Here is a 13661-nt window from a genome sequence, read left to right as displayed (position 1 = left end):
TTGCTTTCAGAATCTTGAACAGATGCAGCTTCATTTAACGGCTCAACTACCTCATCTACTTTTTCAACTTGTAAGGCAGATTTTAATCTTTCATTAATGAGGTCGCTTGAATAGACAGAACAAGCCTTTTTAGTAATAGCTTTAAACTGCTATAAAACCTTTTGGGTAATTGTGCTTGGATATACTTTTCTTGCAAAATATTTAACAAAATCATCACTCGGGTCACCAAACTCCTGATGTAAAAGATGCTTTATCTGGTTTAGATATTTTAGCTCACTGGCCGTATTGGTAATATTATCAATATTAAAATATGACTTATGAAATTTCTTTAGTTCAGCAATCTCGTTCTCTTTAATATCTGTAATTTTAAACTCAAAAAATGGCTTTTCGTCCATTTTATTTGGAGTAATTAAATCTGTATAAAAACGATAATCGACGCCATTGGTCAGCAATGCAAACTTTGCAGCAGTTGTATGAAAATATCTGAATAATTGAGAGTTATGTGGGTTGAGATCTTGTGTGTAATGTTTGCACTCAACAAGTAAAATTGGATTTCCTTCGCTTAAAATTGCATAATCAACTTTTTCACCTTTCTTAATTCCGATATCTGCAATAAATTCCGGGCTTACTTCAAAAGGGTTAAACACGTCATATCCTAATAATTGGATAAACGGCATAATAAGAGCGTTTTTGGTAGCTTCTTCAGTTTGAATTTGAGGACACAATTTATCTACACGTGCAGCAAATTGCAATATGGCATCTTTGAAATCCATTTTGTGATAAGGTTTTTGTTAGTGTATTAGATTACTTAATGAGCAATTATACAAAATATTGTCTTAAAACAAAATGCTATAAAAAAACAAAAGCTCAGCATAAATATGCTGAGCTTTTTATATCGAATTACTAATTAATCGAATATAGAATTAAGCTTTGCCGAACTCGCCGTTAGCTTTAAATTCAACTTCTTCGCTTACTACGGCAGCAGGTACTGAACCTACACCAAAGTCGGTACGTTTAATGGTACCATTAACCTGGAAACCGGCAACGTCTTTTTTAGTCATCGGGCTAACTTTAGCACCACGGAACCATAGGTCAAGAGTTACTGGTTTAGTAACACCGTGCATGGTTAAGTTACCGGCAACTTTAAATTTACCGGCACCGGCAGGGGTTAATTTAGTGCTTTTGAAAGTGATGGTTGGGTATTTTGCAGCATCAAAAAAGTCGCCGCTTTTTAGGTGGGCATCACGTTTTTCGTTATCAGTATCAACTGAAGCTGTTTGTGCGGTAAAATCAAAAGTAGCATCGCTAAAATCAGCTTTTGATGAAGTGATGGTAGCGTCAAAATCTTTAAAACGACCGTCAACGTCTGACAGCATCATGTGCGTAGTAGTGAATTTCAGGTTAGCGTGAGCCTTGTCAAGCTTCCATGACGACTGTGCAAAAACAGCAGTTTGCATTAATACAGCCGCTAAAAGGATAATTGTTTTTTTCATCGTTGTGTTATTGTTATTTTATTCTTTTCGTTTTTTAAGATGAGCAAATGTAAGGATAGTTTAGTCATTCGAAAAAATATTTGTTTAAACATCTATTATATTACATCTTGATGATATTCTGCTAAACAACACCATTACAACCCCACAGAGTACCGCTGTTCTCAAATTATACACATGCGTAAACACATTGGCTGTCAGGCTATAGCTAATGTCCCGGTTTTGTAACTTAGTTGATACTTATACGTATAACACCGTATACCCTTAATTTAAATAACAATGCCGCGGGTACGTTACCTGGCTGTGTTGTATAACGTGTTGATTATGAATTTGTGCGTTCGATCTGCTTTTCACATTATAAAAACAGCCATTCTGTTTGTATTGCTTGCCTTTTCAGTATCGGCAAATGCCCAGGTTTCCGCGGGGCGCATACAGGTAAGTTCCGTTTCAACAAATAAAAATACCGGTCAAAATTATTCGTCGTGGTTGGTTGATGATCTTAACGATCTGGTACCCGAAGCATGGCAAAACAACTTTGTATATGCCGATGTAATGCTGAGGTTTAAGTACCACAGCCGCATATCGCAAATTAAACTGTATGATTATACCGGCGTATTTGAAGATAAACCCGCCGAAATATATGCCCTTAACGGCACCCAACGCACATTGTTGGGCACCTTTACCGGCCCTGCTTACGCGGTGTTTCAAATAATTGATCTGCCCGCGGCGGTTGAGGCTGATGCCATTATTGTTCATAAATACAGCAATAACATTCCGCAAAAGGTATTCGCCTATGGTACCGAGGATATCAGCAAGCCAACATCGGCAAGTATTGAGCTGGTGCCTACACTAACCGACGATACACCTGCTAATACTACACCCACCACCCCAACAACCCCTACTACCCCACCGGTTACCGAACCGGCTGATAGCTACGTAAAAATTCCGCTTGACCCAAGCCGCTGGTATCAGCTTAATAACGTGAGCGATGGTTTGCAGGGTTTATTTGATGGTGTTACCGATAAGGAAGTAACCACAGGCTGGGGCAAGCTGTTCAACAATTACGATGCCTACTATCCCGTGCCCGAAGGCGAGCATATCGACATAGCAAAAATAAAATTCTTTAATTATACCGGAGCCCTGGGCTTGTACCCGCTTACTGTTGCCGTTATTGATAGCAATGGTAAACGCACCAACATTGGTACTTACCGTGGCGGTTACTGGAACAGGTGGGTTGGCCCCTACCCTGACCGTGCCGATAAATTCACGCTGGATACTGTAGTTACCAACATAAAATACATTGTGTTGAATTGCTGGTATCAATTCCCTACGGAGATTGAGCTTTATGGTAATTATACCGCAACTCCCGGTCGCCCTACAACCCAACCTGCTGATAGCAGCGAGGTAGCAGACAAAACTTACAAGCTGCGCAACTTTATGGGTGTAAATGCTTTTGAGTGGGATTTTGAAGATCCGGTGGAGCCGTTCACTGTCGAGGCCAAAAGACTGGCGGTAATGCGCACCTTTACGCAGGTAAGGCATTATATGGACTGGGAGAAGCTGGAATCGCAACAAGGTGGTTTTACCTATGCCCCAACACATAGCGGCGGCTGGAATTACGATGCCATGTATAAGGCCTGTGTTGATAACAACATTATGATACTGGGCGATTTGAAAACGCTGCCCAACTGGCTACTGCAATCGTACCCCGAAGATGAGCGCGACTCGGAGAATATCCCGGTTAAATATGGCGCTGACTACTCGGACCCAAAATCATACATCGAACAAGCTAAAGTAGCCTTTCAATACGCGGCAAGGTATGGCAGCAATAAGTGGGTGAACAAGAGCCTGCTGTCAGTAAACGCTACTCCACGCTGGACGGACGACCCGATCAACGAAGTAAAGGTTGGTTTGAACTACGTAAAATACATTGAGTGCGATAACGAGCGCGATAAATGGTGGAAAGGCCGCAAGGCATACCAAACCTCTTATGAGTATGCCGCTAATATGTCGGCATTTTACGATGGGCATAAAAAAACACTGGGCGCAGGTGTCGGCGTAAAAAATGCCGACCCGAAAATGCTGGTGGTAATGGGTGGTTTGGCTGCCGCTAATCCCGAGTATATTATGGGTATGATTGAGTGGTGCCGCATTAACCGTGGTTACAAGGCCGATGGCACCGTAAACCTTTGCTGGGATGTGATCAATTACCATTGGTACTCGCACGATGCCGAGATGATACCTAACTCGGTACCTACCCGTGGCATGGCGCCGGAGGTGAACAACACCATGCAAAAAGCTAAGGACTTTGTGGAGATGGCCAATAAATATTGCGGCGGCATGCCGGTATGGGTTACCGAGGCCGGTTACGATGTTCACCCCAACAGCCCTATACGTGCCATACCTATCGGCAACAAAACCATTGAACAAACGCAAGCCGACTGGATTTTACGCACCGCTTTGTTATATGCCCGCAGCGGTGTTGAACGTCTGTTCTTCTACCAGGCTTATGACGATAATATTCAAAGCCCGGTACAGTACAGCTCATCGGGCTTGCTAAACCCTAACCGTACCCGTAAACTGGCGGCCGATTATTTGAATCAGTTTAACAAGATAATCGGTAAATATACCTACAAGCAATCGTTAAGCAGTACGCCGGTGATTGACCGTTATGAGTTTGAGGGCAACTCGGCTTACGTAATGTACATACCTGATGAAAAAGGCCTTACCAGTAGATACACGCTTGATTTACCAGGTATTGATTCGGCCCGTATCTACACGCCGCAGGCGGGTACTATGCTTGTTAGCAAGCGTAAAGTAAATAACGGGCAGTTTACTGTAAACATCAGCGAAACACCTGTTTTTGTGATACCTGTTGTTAAGGAGCAGGTAGATGTAGCAGCCAACGCTGTAATGTCGCTTAAACAAGGTATTAACTCGGTTAAAAAAACGGATTCGGTTGATAACAGCGCCGAAGCTTATACCATTACGCTGTACCCTAATCCATCAACCAATTATGTTAACGTGAGCTTTAAAAACGATAGCAAAAATGTGGTTAATATTAGCGTTGCCGATGCCATAAGCGGTCGCGTTTACAGCAATAAGGATTACAGTAAACCGGGCAATGATTTTTCGCAGACCATTGACATCAGTAAGATGCCGCAGGGAGTTTGCCTGGTATCAATTAAGCAAAACGACCAAACCATTGTGAAGCGGGTTATCAAAACAAATTAATACTTATATAAACTTTAAATGCCCAAACGAGAAGTACAGGGTAAACAGCGGAATAAACAGTAAAAAGAATACCCTGGCCATTTGTTGCCTGTTGCCGTTACCCTCTACTAATACATTATACAGATCGTTGCGTATGGTGTTGAATTTAGTTTTCATTTTGTGTAAGTTTTATACACAATAGAGGGTTGCGCCGTGCAATGGTTTAAAGCACCGGCGCAAAAATCAACAAAAGCAACTCATCATCAACTATATAAACTGATTGAGCACTTGCTCCAACTGCCCGGCCTGTATCACACCGGATTGGCGCCATTTGCTTTCGCTGTTCTTGAAAACCATCAACGTGGGTACGCTTTGCACGTTGTAGGCATTGGCTACTGATGGGTTTTTATCTACATCAATTTTGATAACGGTAACCTTATCGCCCATGGCATTTTTTACCTGCTGTAATATGGGCGGCATCATTTTACAAGGGCCGCACCACTCGGCCGAAAAATCGATTAATACGGGTTTTTCTGACGCGATGATATCCTGAAAGCTTGCCATAATTCAATATTTTGATTGATAATATAACAGCCCTTACCGATACTTGTTTATCATCCTTTTTCATAATTTCGAGAAAATTTACCCGCCCTTGCAACCATTATCAAACTAATGCCGTCTACATTTTATATAACCCATACCTCATAATTATGCTATCAAAAATCTACGTTACTAAATTTCCGCTTAAAGCATTCATCACAGTACTGATCATTTCGCTTGGCTTATCCGCGCAAGCGCAAAAAATAAAAACCATAGGCAACAAGCTACGTTCGGGCACATCAAATACCACCTTCTCTGTAGTGAAAGGCGCCGAAGCTGGCATAAAAATGAAGGCCGGTAAAAAACCCGTTCAACTGCTTAAGCTTACTTTTGATGTAGAGAACCGCCAAAACGATAGCCTTGCATACAAGGTAAATGTTTACCAGTTTACTGATGAAAAAGCGGGCGAAAACCTGGTTAAGCAGCAAATTACGGGCGCAATGGCACATGGCAAATCTCGCCAGGTGGTTGATCTGTCGACATACAATATTGAAGTTAGCGGCGATATTTTAGTAAGCATAGAGTGGTTGAAAAGCTCGCCGGGGCCGGAGGTTGCATTCTCTATCGGTTTATTTAACGGCGGCACTTACCATAAAGACACCGCCACAGGCGATTGGGAGAAGATACCGGTGGCAGGCATGGACTTTAACATGCAGGTATTGCAAAAAAAATAAACATAGCACATTTTACTTATCTGTAAAAAGTACCACATATACCCCGTTTATCACCATCAGTAATGGTATATAACCTATACCTTTGTTGGTATGATAAGCGGTTACCCGGTATATGATATTTGCACCCTAAGTGGCCAACAGGAACATGACCTGCTGGCCGACCGCTTTGGCGACTATCTGAAAAAGCACGATAAGCTGCATTTTCCGCATAAGCACAGCTTTTATCACTTAGTATATTTTACCAGGGGCAGCGGCACACACGTTATTGATTTTGAAACGTATGATGTTAAACCCGGTCAGGTTTATTTTATGATACCCGGCCAGGTGCACAGCTGGTTTTTTGAAGGGGAGATAGATGGATATATCATCAATTTTTCGCAGGCGTTCTTCACCTCGTTTTTACTGAGGCCTGATTACTTGGATTCTCTGCCATTTTTTAGCGGCAATACTGATGATGCCGTTATTCAGCTTAACGCCAAAACACAAAAGGCGGTTATTGCATTGTTTGAAAGCGTTATTGAGGAAAGCACACAGCATGATCGTTACAGCTTTGACATGATACGCACTGCCATGATGCGCCTTTTCACCCTTGTGGCACGCGAACATAAAAAGCATGCTGAGGTTGTAACGCCAACGTATAACCATACGCTGCTGGCCAACTTTCGTAAACTGATCGAGCAGCATTACAACACGCTTAAGCTGCCAAAGGATTACGCCGCGCTGCTGTACATTACCCCCAACCATTTAAATGCTCTTTGTAATGATATTTTGGGCGTATCGGCCGGTGAGGTGATACGTAACCGCATAATATTGGAGGCCAAGCGTATGCTGATCAACCCAAAACTAACCGTTGCCGATATTGGCGGCCGTTTAGGCTTTGCCGATAACTCGTACTTTACCCGCTTTTTTAAAAAACAGGGCGGACTAACTCCCGACGAATTCAGAAAGAACTTTAACAAATAATACTATGGCTACCCCAACATTAAAACCCGACACACAATATATACCGCAGTTTGGCGCCTTTGTAAAGGCTAAATGCCCACGCTGCCGCCGTGGCAATATGTTTGCCAACAGCATGTATAATTTGACAGGCCAAAACATGTACCACAAATGCCCGCATTGCAGCCTTACCTTTGAGCGCGAGCCAGGGTATTTTTATGTGGCCATGTATGTAAGCTATGCCCTTAACGTAGCCGAAATGGTAACCATTGCCGTGGCAACCATCATCCTCACCGGGTCTGAATCGCCGTGGTTGTATGTGGGTTTATTATTAGGGTCGATACTGGTGTTAGCGCCGTTTAACCTTCGTTACTCAAGGGTGATACTGCTTTACTGGATGACACCGAGCGCCAAATACCGCCCCGAATTATCCGGCGATCTGCCGCATGATCATGTGCATTAACATGAATGTTACAAATTTCCGGCACAGCAATTTAAGCTTATCCATACAAGGCTCATCTTATTAATTTATAAATATTTACATCTCTAAAACTCAAAATCACCGGGTTATCAATCATAAACATTTAGGTTGTATTTAGCTTAACCTGTTAAACCCTCGCCCCAAAACCGAGTTTAACATTTAAACAACCGCCGGCGCAACATTTATTTTGCCGATAATGATTGATAATTTTTTAGCGCCCGGTGGTTGTTTGCTTATGTCAAACTAAAACTTTTGAAAAGAGATGAAAACTTTAAAATTATTTGCCATTGCCATATTAACCTTCGGAGCCGTAACTGCTGCTAACGCCCAGGTACATGTTAGTGTTAGCGCCAACTTTGGCACCCCTGTACGCTACTATGCCCCACCGGTAGTAGTTGAGCAACCCGTGGTTTACGAACGCCCAATTGTTTATCACCCACGTACCGTAGTTGTTGAAAGACCGGTAGTATACCATAGCCGCGCAGTAGTTTACCGCCCGCGCACAGTGTTTTACCATGATCGCCATGTAAGGTACCGCAATGTTAAATACTACAAAGGCCACGGCAAACGTGGTCTGATCCACCAAAAAGCATACTACAGGCACCGCTAATTATGTAGATGTGCAGATATGCAAATGTGCAGATATGCAGATGAGGAGATGTGCAGATTATTAAGTCTGCACATCTTTTTTGTTTATAAATATCACTGCCTATACATTCAATCATCTGCACATTTGCACATTTGCACATTTGCATATCTGCACGTCCTCTCATCCCCACATTAAACTATTTTTACGCAGCAATTACCGTAGCTTAAGTAAATTGCGATAAATATATAATATGCACAGAGGCGGTTTTTTTATTTCCTTCCTGATATTCGCGGCAATAAGTTTGCTGCTTGACTGGTATGTATTTTCGGGTCTGCGCACACTGGCCACCGGTTGGCAATCGCGCTGGAGTAATTTGCTTGCCCGTGGCTATCTCGTTATTTCAATTGCCGTTACATTAACCTTTGTATTAGGTATAACGCTGACCGATACCTCACGCGGACTATCGCAGTTCCACATGTGGTCGCTTAGCGTGTTCCTTACCTTTTTTGTAACCAAGATAGTTTTTGTGATCGTGCTGTCGCTTGGCGATCTGGGTCGATTTGTAACGGGCATTGCATCTAATGCGGGCAAAAAAGGCATTGAGCAAAGCCGGCCTTACTTTCCGCAAAGGCGTAAGTTCATCAGCGAGATAGCGGTATTGTTAGCCGCTTTGCCTTTCAGCGGCTTTATCTATGCCATGTTTAAGGGTAAGTATGATTATAGGGTGCATCGCCACGATGTTTACTTTAAGGATCTGCCTGAAGCATTTAATGGCTTTACCATCACCCAACTATCCGACATTCATGCCGGTAGTTTTGACAATATCGATGCTGTGCAAAAGGGTATCGACAAGGTAATTGAACTTAATAGTGACCTGTTTGTTTTTACCGGCGACTTGGTGAATAACGTTGCTGAGGAGATAGAACCGTACATTGAGCGTTTTGGTAAGATCAGGGCTAAATACGGGCAGTATTCCGTTTTAGGCAACCATGATTATGCCGACTATATACAATGGGACAGCGAGCAGGCCAAAGCCAAAAATCTGGAAACCCTGAAAAAACATCACCATGAAATGGGCTTCCGCCTGATGCTGGATGAAAACATACCGCTTGAAAAAAACGGACAAAAGATAAACCTGGTAGGTGTACAAAACTGGGGTCACGGTTTTGTTAAGGTAGGCGATCTGGACAAGGCGCTGATCGGGCTGAACGAGGATGACTTCAAGGTACTCCTATCGCACGACCCTACCCATTGGGAATATGTAACCCGTTACCACAAAAATCCGGTACACCTAACCCTGGCAGGCCATACGCATGGAGCCCAGTTTGGCATTGAGGCGCCCGGCTTCCGCTGGAGCCCGGTGAAATACCGCTACCTGCAATGGGCAGGCTTCGCCGAGCAAAATGATCGTAAACTATACGTAAACCGTGGCTTCGGCTTCCTGGCATTCACCGGCAGGCTCGGCATATGGCCGGAGATAACGGTGTTGACTTTGAAAAGAGGATAAAGGGTATACAGGAACCCCTCCTAAATCCTCCCACTTGGGGAGGATTTTAAAAAATTGTCATTTCGAACGAGGTACGAGGAGAAATCTGTCGCTTTGCTATTGAACATGTACAGATTTCTCCTCCGTCGAAATGACATTGTGGATAACACATAAAAAACGCGTCATTGCGAGGTACGAAGCAATCTCTTTAGGATATTCTTCAGGACAAATCGCTCGAGGATTGCTTCGTACCTCGCAATGACGTAATTGGCTAAAAACCGTGCCCACGAAGATAATTACATAAGGAAAGTAGCATTTTCCAGACAATAAGCACCCTTGCTTTTACTACCTTTGCCGCCTATGGCAGATACTCCAACATCGTTAAAAAACATTTACGACAGCATAATTTTTGATCTCGACGGTACCTTGTGGGATAGTACCGCTAATGTGGCCGTGGCCTGGCAGGCTGCCAAGCAAAAGGTTGATTTTGTTAGGGATGATATTACACAGGCTGATGTTCGTTCAATTACCGGGATGGCTTACGATGCCATTTTTGTGAAGCTGCTGCCTTATCTGGATGATGCACAGCGTAATGAATTTAAAGCGCATTGTTCGGTAAGTGAGCTTGAAACGCTTAATGCCCTGGGCGGCGAGCTTTACCCGCAATTGGAAGAAACGCTGCAATATTTAAAGGAGCGTTATCGCCTGTTCATAGTAAGTAATTGCCAAAATGGTTATGCCGAAACATTCTTTAATTTCAGCAAGCTGAACCATTACTTTGAGGGTTTTCAGTGCTATGGCACCAAAGGGCAGCCAAAGGCAGAGAATATTGTAGATATAGTGAATGATTTTGACCTGAAAGCGCCGGTTTACATAGGCGATACCCAGGGCGATTACGATTCTACTGTTAAAGCGGGCGTACCTTTCATTTTCTGTAATTATGGCTTTGGTAAGGTAGAGAGCGGGCAGGTAGCCACTATATCAAGCTTTGGCGAGCTGAGAGATATACTTTAAGAGATTCAAATTCCTCATAAAAACAAAAGCGGGTAATGCATTGCATTACCCGCTTTTGTTTTTACTACTCCATGGGTTGTAGTATAGGGGCAAACTTTTGCTCGTATGCCCGGGTTTGCTTTTCAATTTTGGTGGCAAGCGCGTCCTGGTGGGCAGCTTTGGTATAGCGAACCATGTTGTTCAGGATGTATACCCCGAAGTTCACCGTGCGTACATCCACACTGTTCGGGCTATCCTCAAACACTGTGGCATTATAGTCCAGCTCATCCGTAAGATAATCATAAATATTTCCTGTTAGCTTATTGCCCAGTTTGTAGTCGCCTACATGGTAGGCAGCCTCGGCCATGTGCGCCTTACGGTTGGCTACATCCACAAAAGGGTCAAGGTTGGGCAGTACCTCATCAAAGCGGTTTAAAACCTTGCGGGCCATATCAGTTTTACCGTCGGCTATCAGGGCATCGGCCAGGGTCAGGAAAGTGGTGGTAAGCGTAGGGTAAAACATCACTACCGATTGCTGATCAAGAAAACGGGCATGCTTAAAGTTACCGAACTTAAACTTGTTCATCACGTTATCATACATCACTGCGGTATTTACCTTATCACCCTGATCATTCAAGGCAGTATCGGGTTTTAAGGGTAACAAGCGGTAAGTAAAACCTTCGCGGTACAGGTAATCATCCAAACCTATCATGTTGCTCATGCCCGCGGTAACGGTTAAGCATATAGGGCGCTTCCAGTTATTGTGCGCCAGCATATCCAGAATAGCGAGGTTGTTTTTTACTATCAGGTTTGAGTTGTATTTCCATACCACGCTATCGGCTATCATTTTATGTTGATTGGCGCTTACTACCTTGTTCTTGATAACATCATCGGGTTTTACGGTTATCTTAAAGTTTTTGGTAGGCAGATAATTAGCTTCCAAACCACTCTGATATTTTACATGTGTTCGCGGATCGTCTGAAGTAATAAAATCAAACAACTCCTTTACTTCTATGTGGCCGGGGATGTGCTCATCATTAAAGTAAATAATGTCGCGCACACCCTCCTTATATTTATCATAAGGCATGGTGATAGGCAGCGGTGCCGACTCATTCACCTTGTGCTGCATTTGCTTGATCAACCAATCGCTGGTGAACAGGCTCAGGTTAACCAAACGCACATCGGGCCTTATGTTTTCTACCTCCTGCGCATACCATAACGAGTAGGTATCATTATCGCCATAGGTAAACAAAATGGCATTTGGCGGGCACGATATCAGGTAGTTATAAGCCATATCGTGCGCGGTAAGTTTGGTGGAGCGATCGTGCCCGCGCCATTCCTTAAATGCCATCAACACCGGGGCGCATAACAGGCAAAGTGCGGTTGCGGCAAGCGATGCTTTCGGGAACTTAAAGCGTTGCTGCACCCATTCGCTAATGGCTACCACGCCCAAACCTATCCAAATGGCAAAGGCGTAGAATGAGCCCACATACGAATAATCGCGCTCGCGCGGCTGTATGGATGGCTGATTAACGTACAGCACAATGGCGATACCGGTAAAAAACCACAGCAGGGTTATCACCAGTGCATCGCGCTTGCGGCGCTTAAAATGGTAGTACATGCCAATTAAGCCAATAATAAGCGGCAGACCATATAATGGCATGTACGATGGGCTTTCGGTAACTGATTTAGGCAGATGTTTCATGCCGTCAAACAAACCGCTCGTCCAGTTACCGTCAAGACTGGTCATGCTTTGCTGGCCGTCCATATCGTTATAACGACCTACAAAATTCCACAGAAAATAGCGGGCATACATCTGGTATATCTGCCAGCTGAACATAAAACCCAGGTTATCCGCAAAGTTCGGCGTATGGCCATCGTCCATCTGCATCCACTGGCGATAGAATTGCGGGTCGTCGCCATCGTCACTAAACATGCGAGGCAGTATGGTATTATGATCGTACACCACGGTTTGCCTGTAGCCGGTTTTCTTGTATTTTTTTTCGCCCTTGCGGTATCGGGCCTTGCCTTGCACCTGGTCAATAGCCTGCCCATCAAAATATGGCCCGTACAGTAACGGACTTGGCGGATATTGCTCGCGGTTAAGGTAACTGGCCAGTGTAAAGGCGTTATCCGGGTGGGTATTGTTAAGCGTTGGGTTAGCCGTTGAGCGTATAGGTACATACATAAAACAACTGTAACCCAGGTACAAAAACGACAGGCACATCAGCGCCAAATGCACGTAATATTTTTTGTGTTTGATGCTGTACAGCGTACCCCAAACAATACCACCGATAAGTATGATAAAGAAAACAATGGCGCCACTATTAAAGCCTAAGCCAAGCGAGTTCACAAAAAAGAAATCGAACCAACCGGCAAATTTAACCGTGTATTGTATAATGCCGTATTGCACAAAGGCCAGCAGCGCTACTCCTAATAAAAACACCATAAAGCCCTTTTTAAAGGTGACGTTTTTATATCGCCTAAAGTAGTACACCATGGTTAGCGCCGGTATGGTAAGCAGGTTAAGCAGGTGTATACCTATGGATAGGCCCATAACGTAAGCAATAAAAACCAGCCAGCGGTCGGCACCGGGTTCATCGGCATGGGCATCCCATTTCAGTATGGCCCAAAATACCAGGGCTATACATAGTGATGACAGGGCGAACACAATGGTTTCGACAGCCGAAAACCAGAACGTATCCGAAAAAGTAAAGGCCAGCGCGCCTACCAGTCCGGCACCCATAATGCTGATGAGCCTTTGTTGGGGCATGGCATCGGCATAAGTTTTGGCGGTGAGCTTTTTGGCCAAAGCGGTAATGCTCCAAAACAAAAACATGATGGTTGCAGCGCTTGCAATGGCCGAACACAGGTTGGTAAAGTAGGCTACCTTGGTACGATCGCCAAAGGATAGCAGTGAGAACACCTTACCTATCATGGCGAAAAGCGGGTAACCCGGTTGGTGTGATACCTGCAAACGATAAGCGCAGGAGATAAATTCGCCGCAATCCCAAAAACTTACTGATTGCTCGAGCGTGAGCGTGTAGGTTATAGCGGCAACTACAAAGCAAAGCCAACCCAGCAGGTTGTTAATTTTAGTATAAGGCATGGTGGAGTGATGTAAAAGTTTCTTCAATGCCGTAAATATCCGCTTTTTACGGGGAGTAGTATGGGCATTAACCTTTTTTAACAGGAA

Annotated in this window: 12 protein-coding genes; 7 read left to right on the top strand and 5 right to left on the bottom strand. The window is 43.9% G+C overall.

The genetic code is table 11. From position 1 onward, the window contains the following. Positions 1 to 149: 149 nt before the first annotated feature. Positions 150 to 773, bottom strand: coding sequence for a type I restriction endonuclease (locus IM792_RS21270; RefSeq protein WP_228084981.1), 624 nt, complete (start codon positions 771 to 773; stop codon positions 150 to 152). Between the two features lie 150 nt (positions 774 to 923). Next, positions 924 to 1493 (bottom strand): YceI family protein, encoded by a 570-nt coding sequence (locus IM792_RS07745; RefSeq protein WP_194101252.1) that lies wholly within the window; start codon positions 1491 to 1493, stop codon positions 924 to 926. A 276-nt stretch (positions 1494 to 1769) separates the two neighbouring features. Here IM792_RS07745 and IM792_RS07740 point away from each other — a divergent pair, with 276 nt between their 5' ends. Continuing rightward, on the top strand, positions 1770 to 4724 hold the full coding sequence (locus IM792_RS07740; RefSeq protein ID WP_194101251.1) for a T9SS type A sorting domain-containing protein: 2955 nt from the start codon (positions 1770 to 1772) through the stop codon (positions 4722 to 4724). A gap of 3 nt (positions 4725 to 4727) precedes the next feature. Here IM792_RS07740 and IM792_RS07735 read toward each other — a convergent pair whose 3' ends face one another. After that, the gene (locus IM792_RS07735; RefSeq protein ID WP_194101250.1) at positions 4728 to 4880 is read right to left on the bottom strand and encodes a hypothetical protein; all 153 of its coding nucleotides are present in this window, start codon (positions 4878 to 4880) and stop codon (positions 4728 to 4730) included. Between the two features lie 90 nt (positions 4881 to 4970). After that, positions 4971 to 5267: a thioredoxin gene (gene trxA, locus IM792_RS07730; RefSeq protein ID WP_194101249.1), complete on the bottom strand. Its 297-nt coding sequence runs from the start codon at positions 5265 to 5267 to the stop codon at positions 4971 to 4973. A 146-nt stretch (positions 5268 to 5413) separates the two neighbouring features. On the opposite strand from trxA, the gene IM792_RS07725 reads away from it, so the two are divergent. The 6 genes from IM792_RS07725 to IM792_RS07700 all read left to right on the top strand — a co-directional run bounded on the left by IM792_RS07725 (position 5414) and on the right by IM792_RS07700 (position 10486). Continuing rightward, the gene (locus IM792_RS07725; protein WP_194101248.1) at positions 5414 to 5977 is read left to right on the top strand and encodes a hypothetical protein; all 564 of its coding nucleotides are present in this window, start codon (positions 5414 to 5416) and stop codon (positions 5975 to 5977) included. A 90-nt stretch (positions 5978 to 6067) separates the two neighbouring features. Next, positions 6068 to 6940, top strand: a complete 873-nt coding sequence (locus IM792_RS07720; protein WP_194101247.1) for a helix-turn-helix domain-containing protein — start codon at positions 6068 to 6070, stop codon at positions 6938 to 6940. 4 nt (positions 6941 to 6944) lie between these two features. Then, positions 6945 to 7379: a DUF983 domain-containing protein gene (locus IM792_RS07715; RefSeq protein ID WP_194101246.1), complete on the top strand. Its 435-nt coding sequence runs from the start codon at positions 6945 to 6947 to the stop codon at positions 7377 to 7379. A 280-nt stretch (positions 7380 to 7659) separates the two neighbouring features. Beyond that, complete coding sequence (locus tag IM792_RS07710; RefSeq protein WP_194101245.1) at positions 7660 to 8007, top strand: hypothetical protein; 348 nt, start codon at positions 7660 to 7662, stop codon at positions 8005 to 8007. A gap of 229 nt (positions 8008 to 8236) precedes the next feature. Then, positions 8237 to 9493 (top strand): metallophosphoesterase, encoded by a 1257-nt coding sequence (locus IM792_RS07705; RefSeq protein WP_194101244.1) that lies wholly within the window; start codon positions 8237 to 8239, stop codon positions 9491 to 9493. Positions 9494 to 9832: 339 nt separating this feature from the next. After that, a complete protein-coding gene (locus IM792_RS07700) occupies positions 9833 to 10486 on the top strand; it encodes an HAD family hydrolase (protein WP_194101243.1) in 654 nt (217 codons plus the stop codon). A 64-nt stretch (positions 10487 to 10550) separates the two neighbouring features. Here IM792_RS07700 and IM792_RS07695 read toward each other — a convergent pair whose 3' ends face one another. Then, positions 10551 to 13601, bottom strand: coding sequence for a DUF2723 domain-containing protein (locus tag IM792_RS07695; RefSeq protein WP_228084980.1), 3051 nt, complete (start codon positions 13599 to 13601; stop codon positions 10551 to 10553). Positions 13602 to 13661: the final 60 nt, after the last annotated feature.

Origin of the sequence: Mucilaginibacter sp. JRF, from assembly GCF_015223065.1 — a bacterium.
Lineage (GTDB): Bacteria > Bacteroidota > Bacteroidia > Sphingobacteriales > Sphingobacteriaceae > Mucilaginibacter.
This window is presented reverse-complemented; position numbering and strand designations above follow the sequence as displayed.

Bases quoted from the DNA above. Each gene is read 5' to 3' on its own strand.
- IM792_RS21270 (WP_228084981.1), bottom strand. From the start codon at position 773: ATGGATTTCAAAGATGCCATATTGCAATTTGCTGCACGTGTAGATAAA.
- IM792_RS07745 (WP_194101252.1), bottom strand. From the start codon at position 1,493: ATGAAAAAAACAATTATCCTTTTAGCGGCTGTATTAATGCAAACTGCT.
- IM792_RS07740 (WP_194101251.1), top strand. From the start codon at position 1,770: ATGCCGCGGGTACGTTACCTGGCTGTGTTGTATAACGTGTTGATTATG.
- IM792_RS07735 (WP_194101250.1), bottom strand. From the start codon at position 4,880: ATGAAAACTAAATTCAACACCATACGCAACGATCTGTATAATGTATTA.
- trxA (WP_194101249.1), bottom strand. From the start codon at position 5,267: ATGGCAAGCTTTCAGGATATCATCGCGTCAGAAAAACCCGTATTAATC.
- IM792_RS07725 (WP_194101248.1), top strand. From the start codon at position 5,414: ATGCTATCAAAAATCTACGTTACTAAATTTCCGCTTAAAGCATTCATC.
- IM792_RS07720 (WP_194101247.1), top strand. From the start codon at position 6,068: ATGATAAGCGGTTACCCGGTATATGATATTTGCACCCTAAGTGGCCAA.
- IM792_RS07715 (WP_194101246.1), top strand. From the start codon at position 6,945: ATGGCTACCCCAACATTAAAACCCGACACACAATATATACCGCAGTTT.
- IM792_RS07710 (WP_194101245.1), top strand. From the start codon at position 7,660: ATGAAAACTTTAAAATTATTTGCCATTGCCATATTAACCTTCGGAGCC.
- IM792_RS07705 (WP_194101244.1), top strand. From the start codon at position 8,237: ATGCACAGAGGCGGTTTTTTTATTTCCTTCCTGATATTCGCGGCAATA.
- IM792_RS07700 (WP_194101243.1), top strand. From the start codon at position 9,833: ATGGCAGATACTCCAACATCGTTAAAAAACATTTACGACAGCATAATT.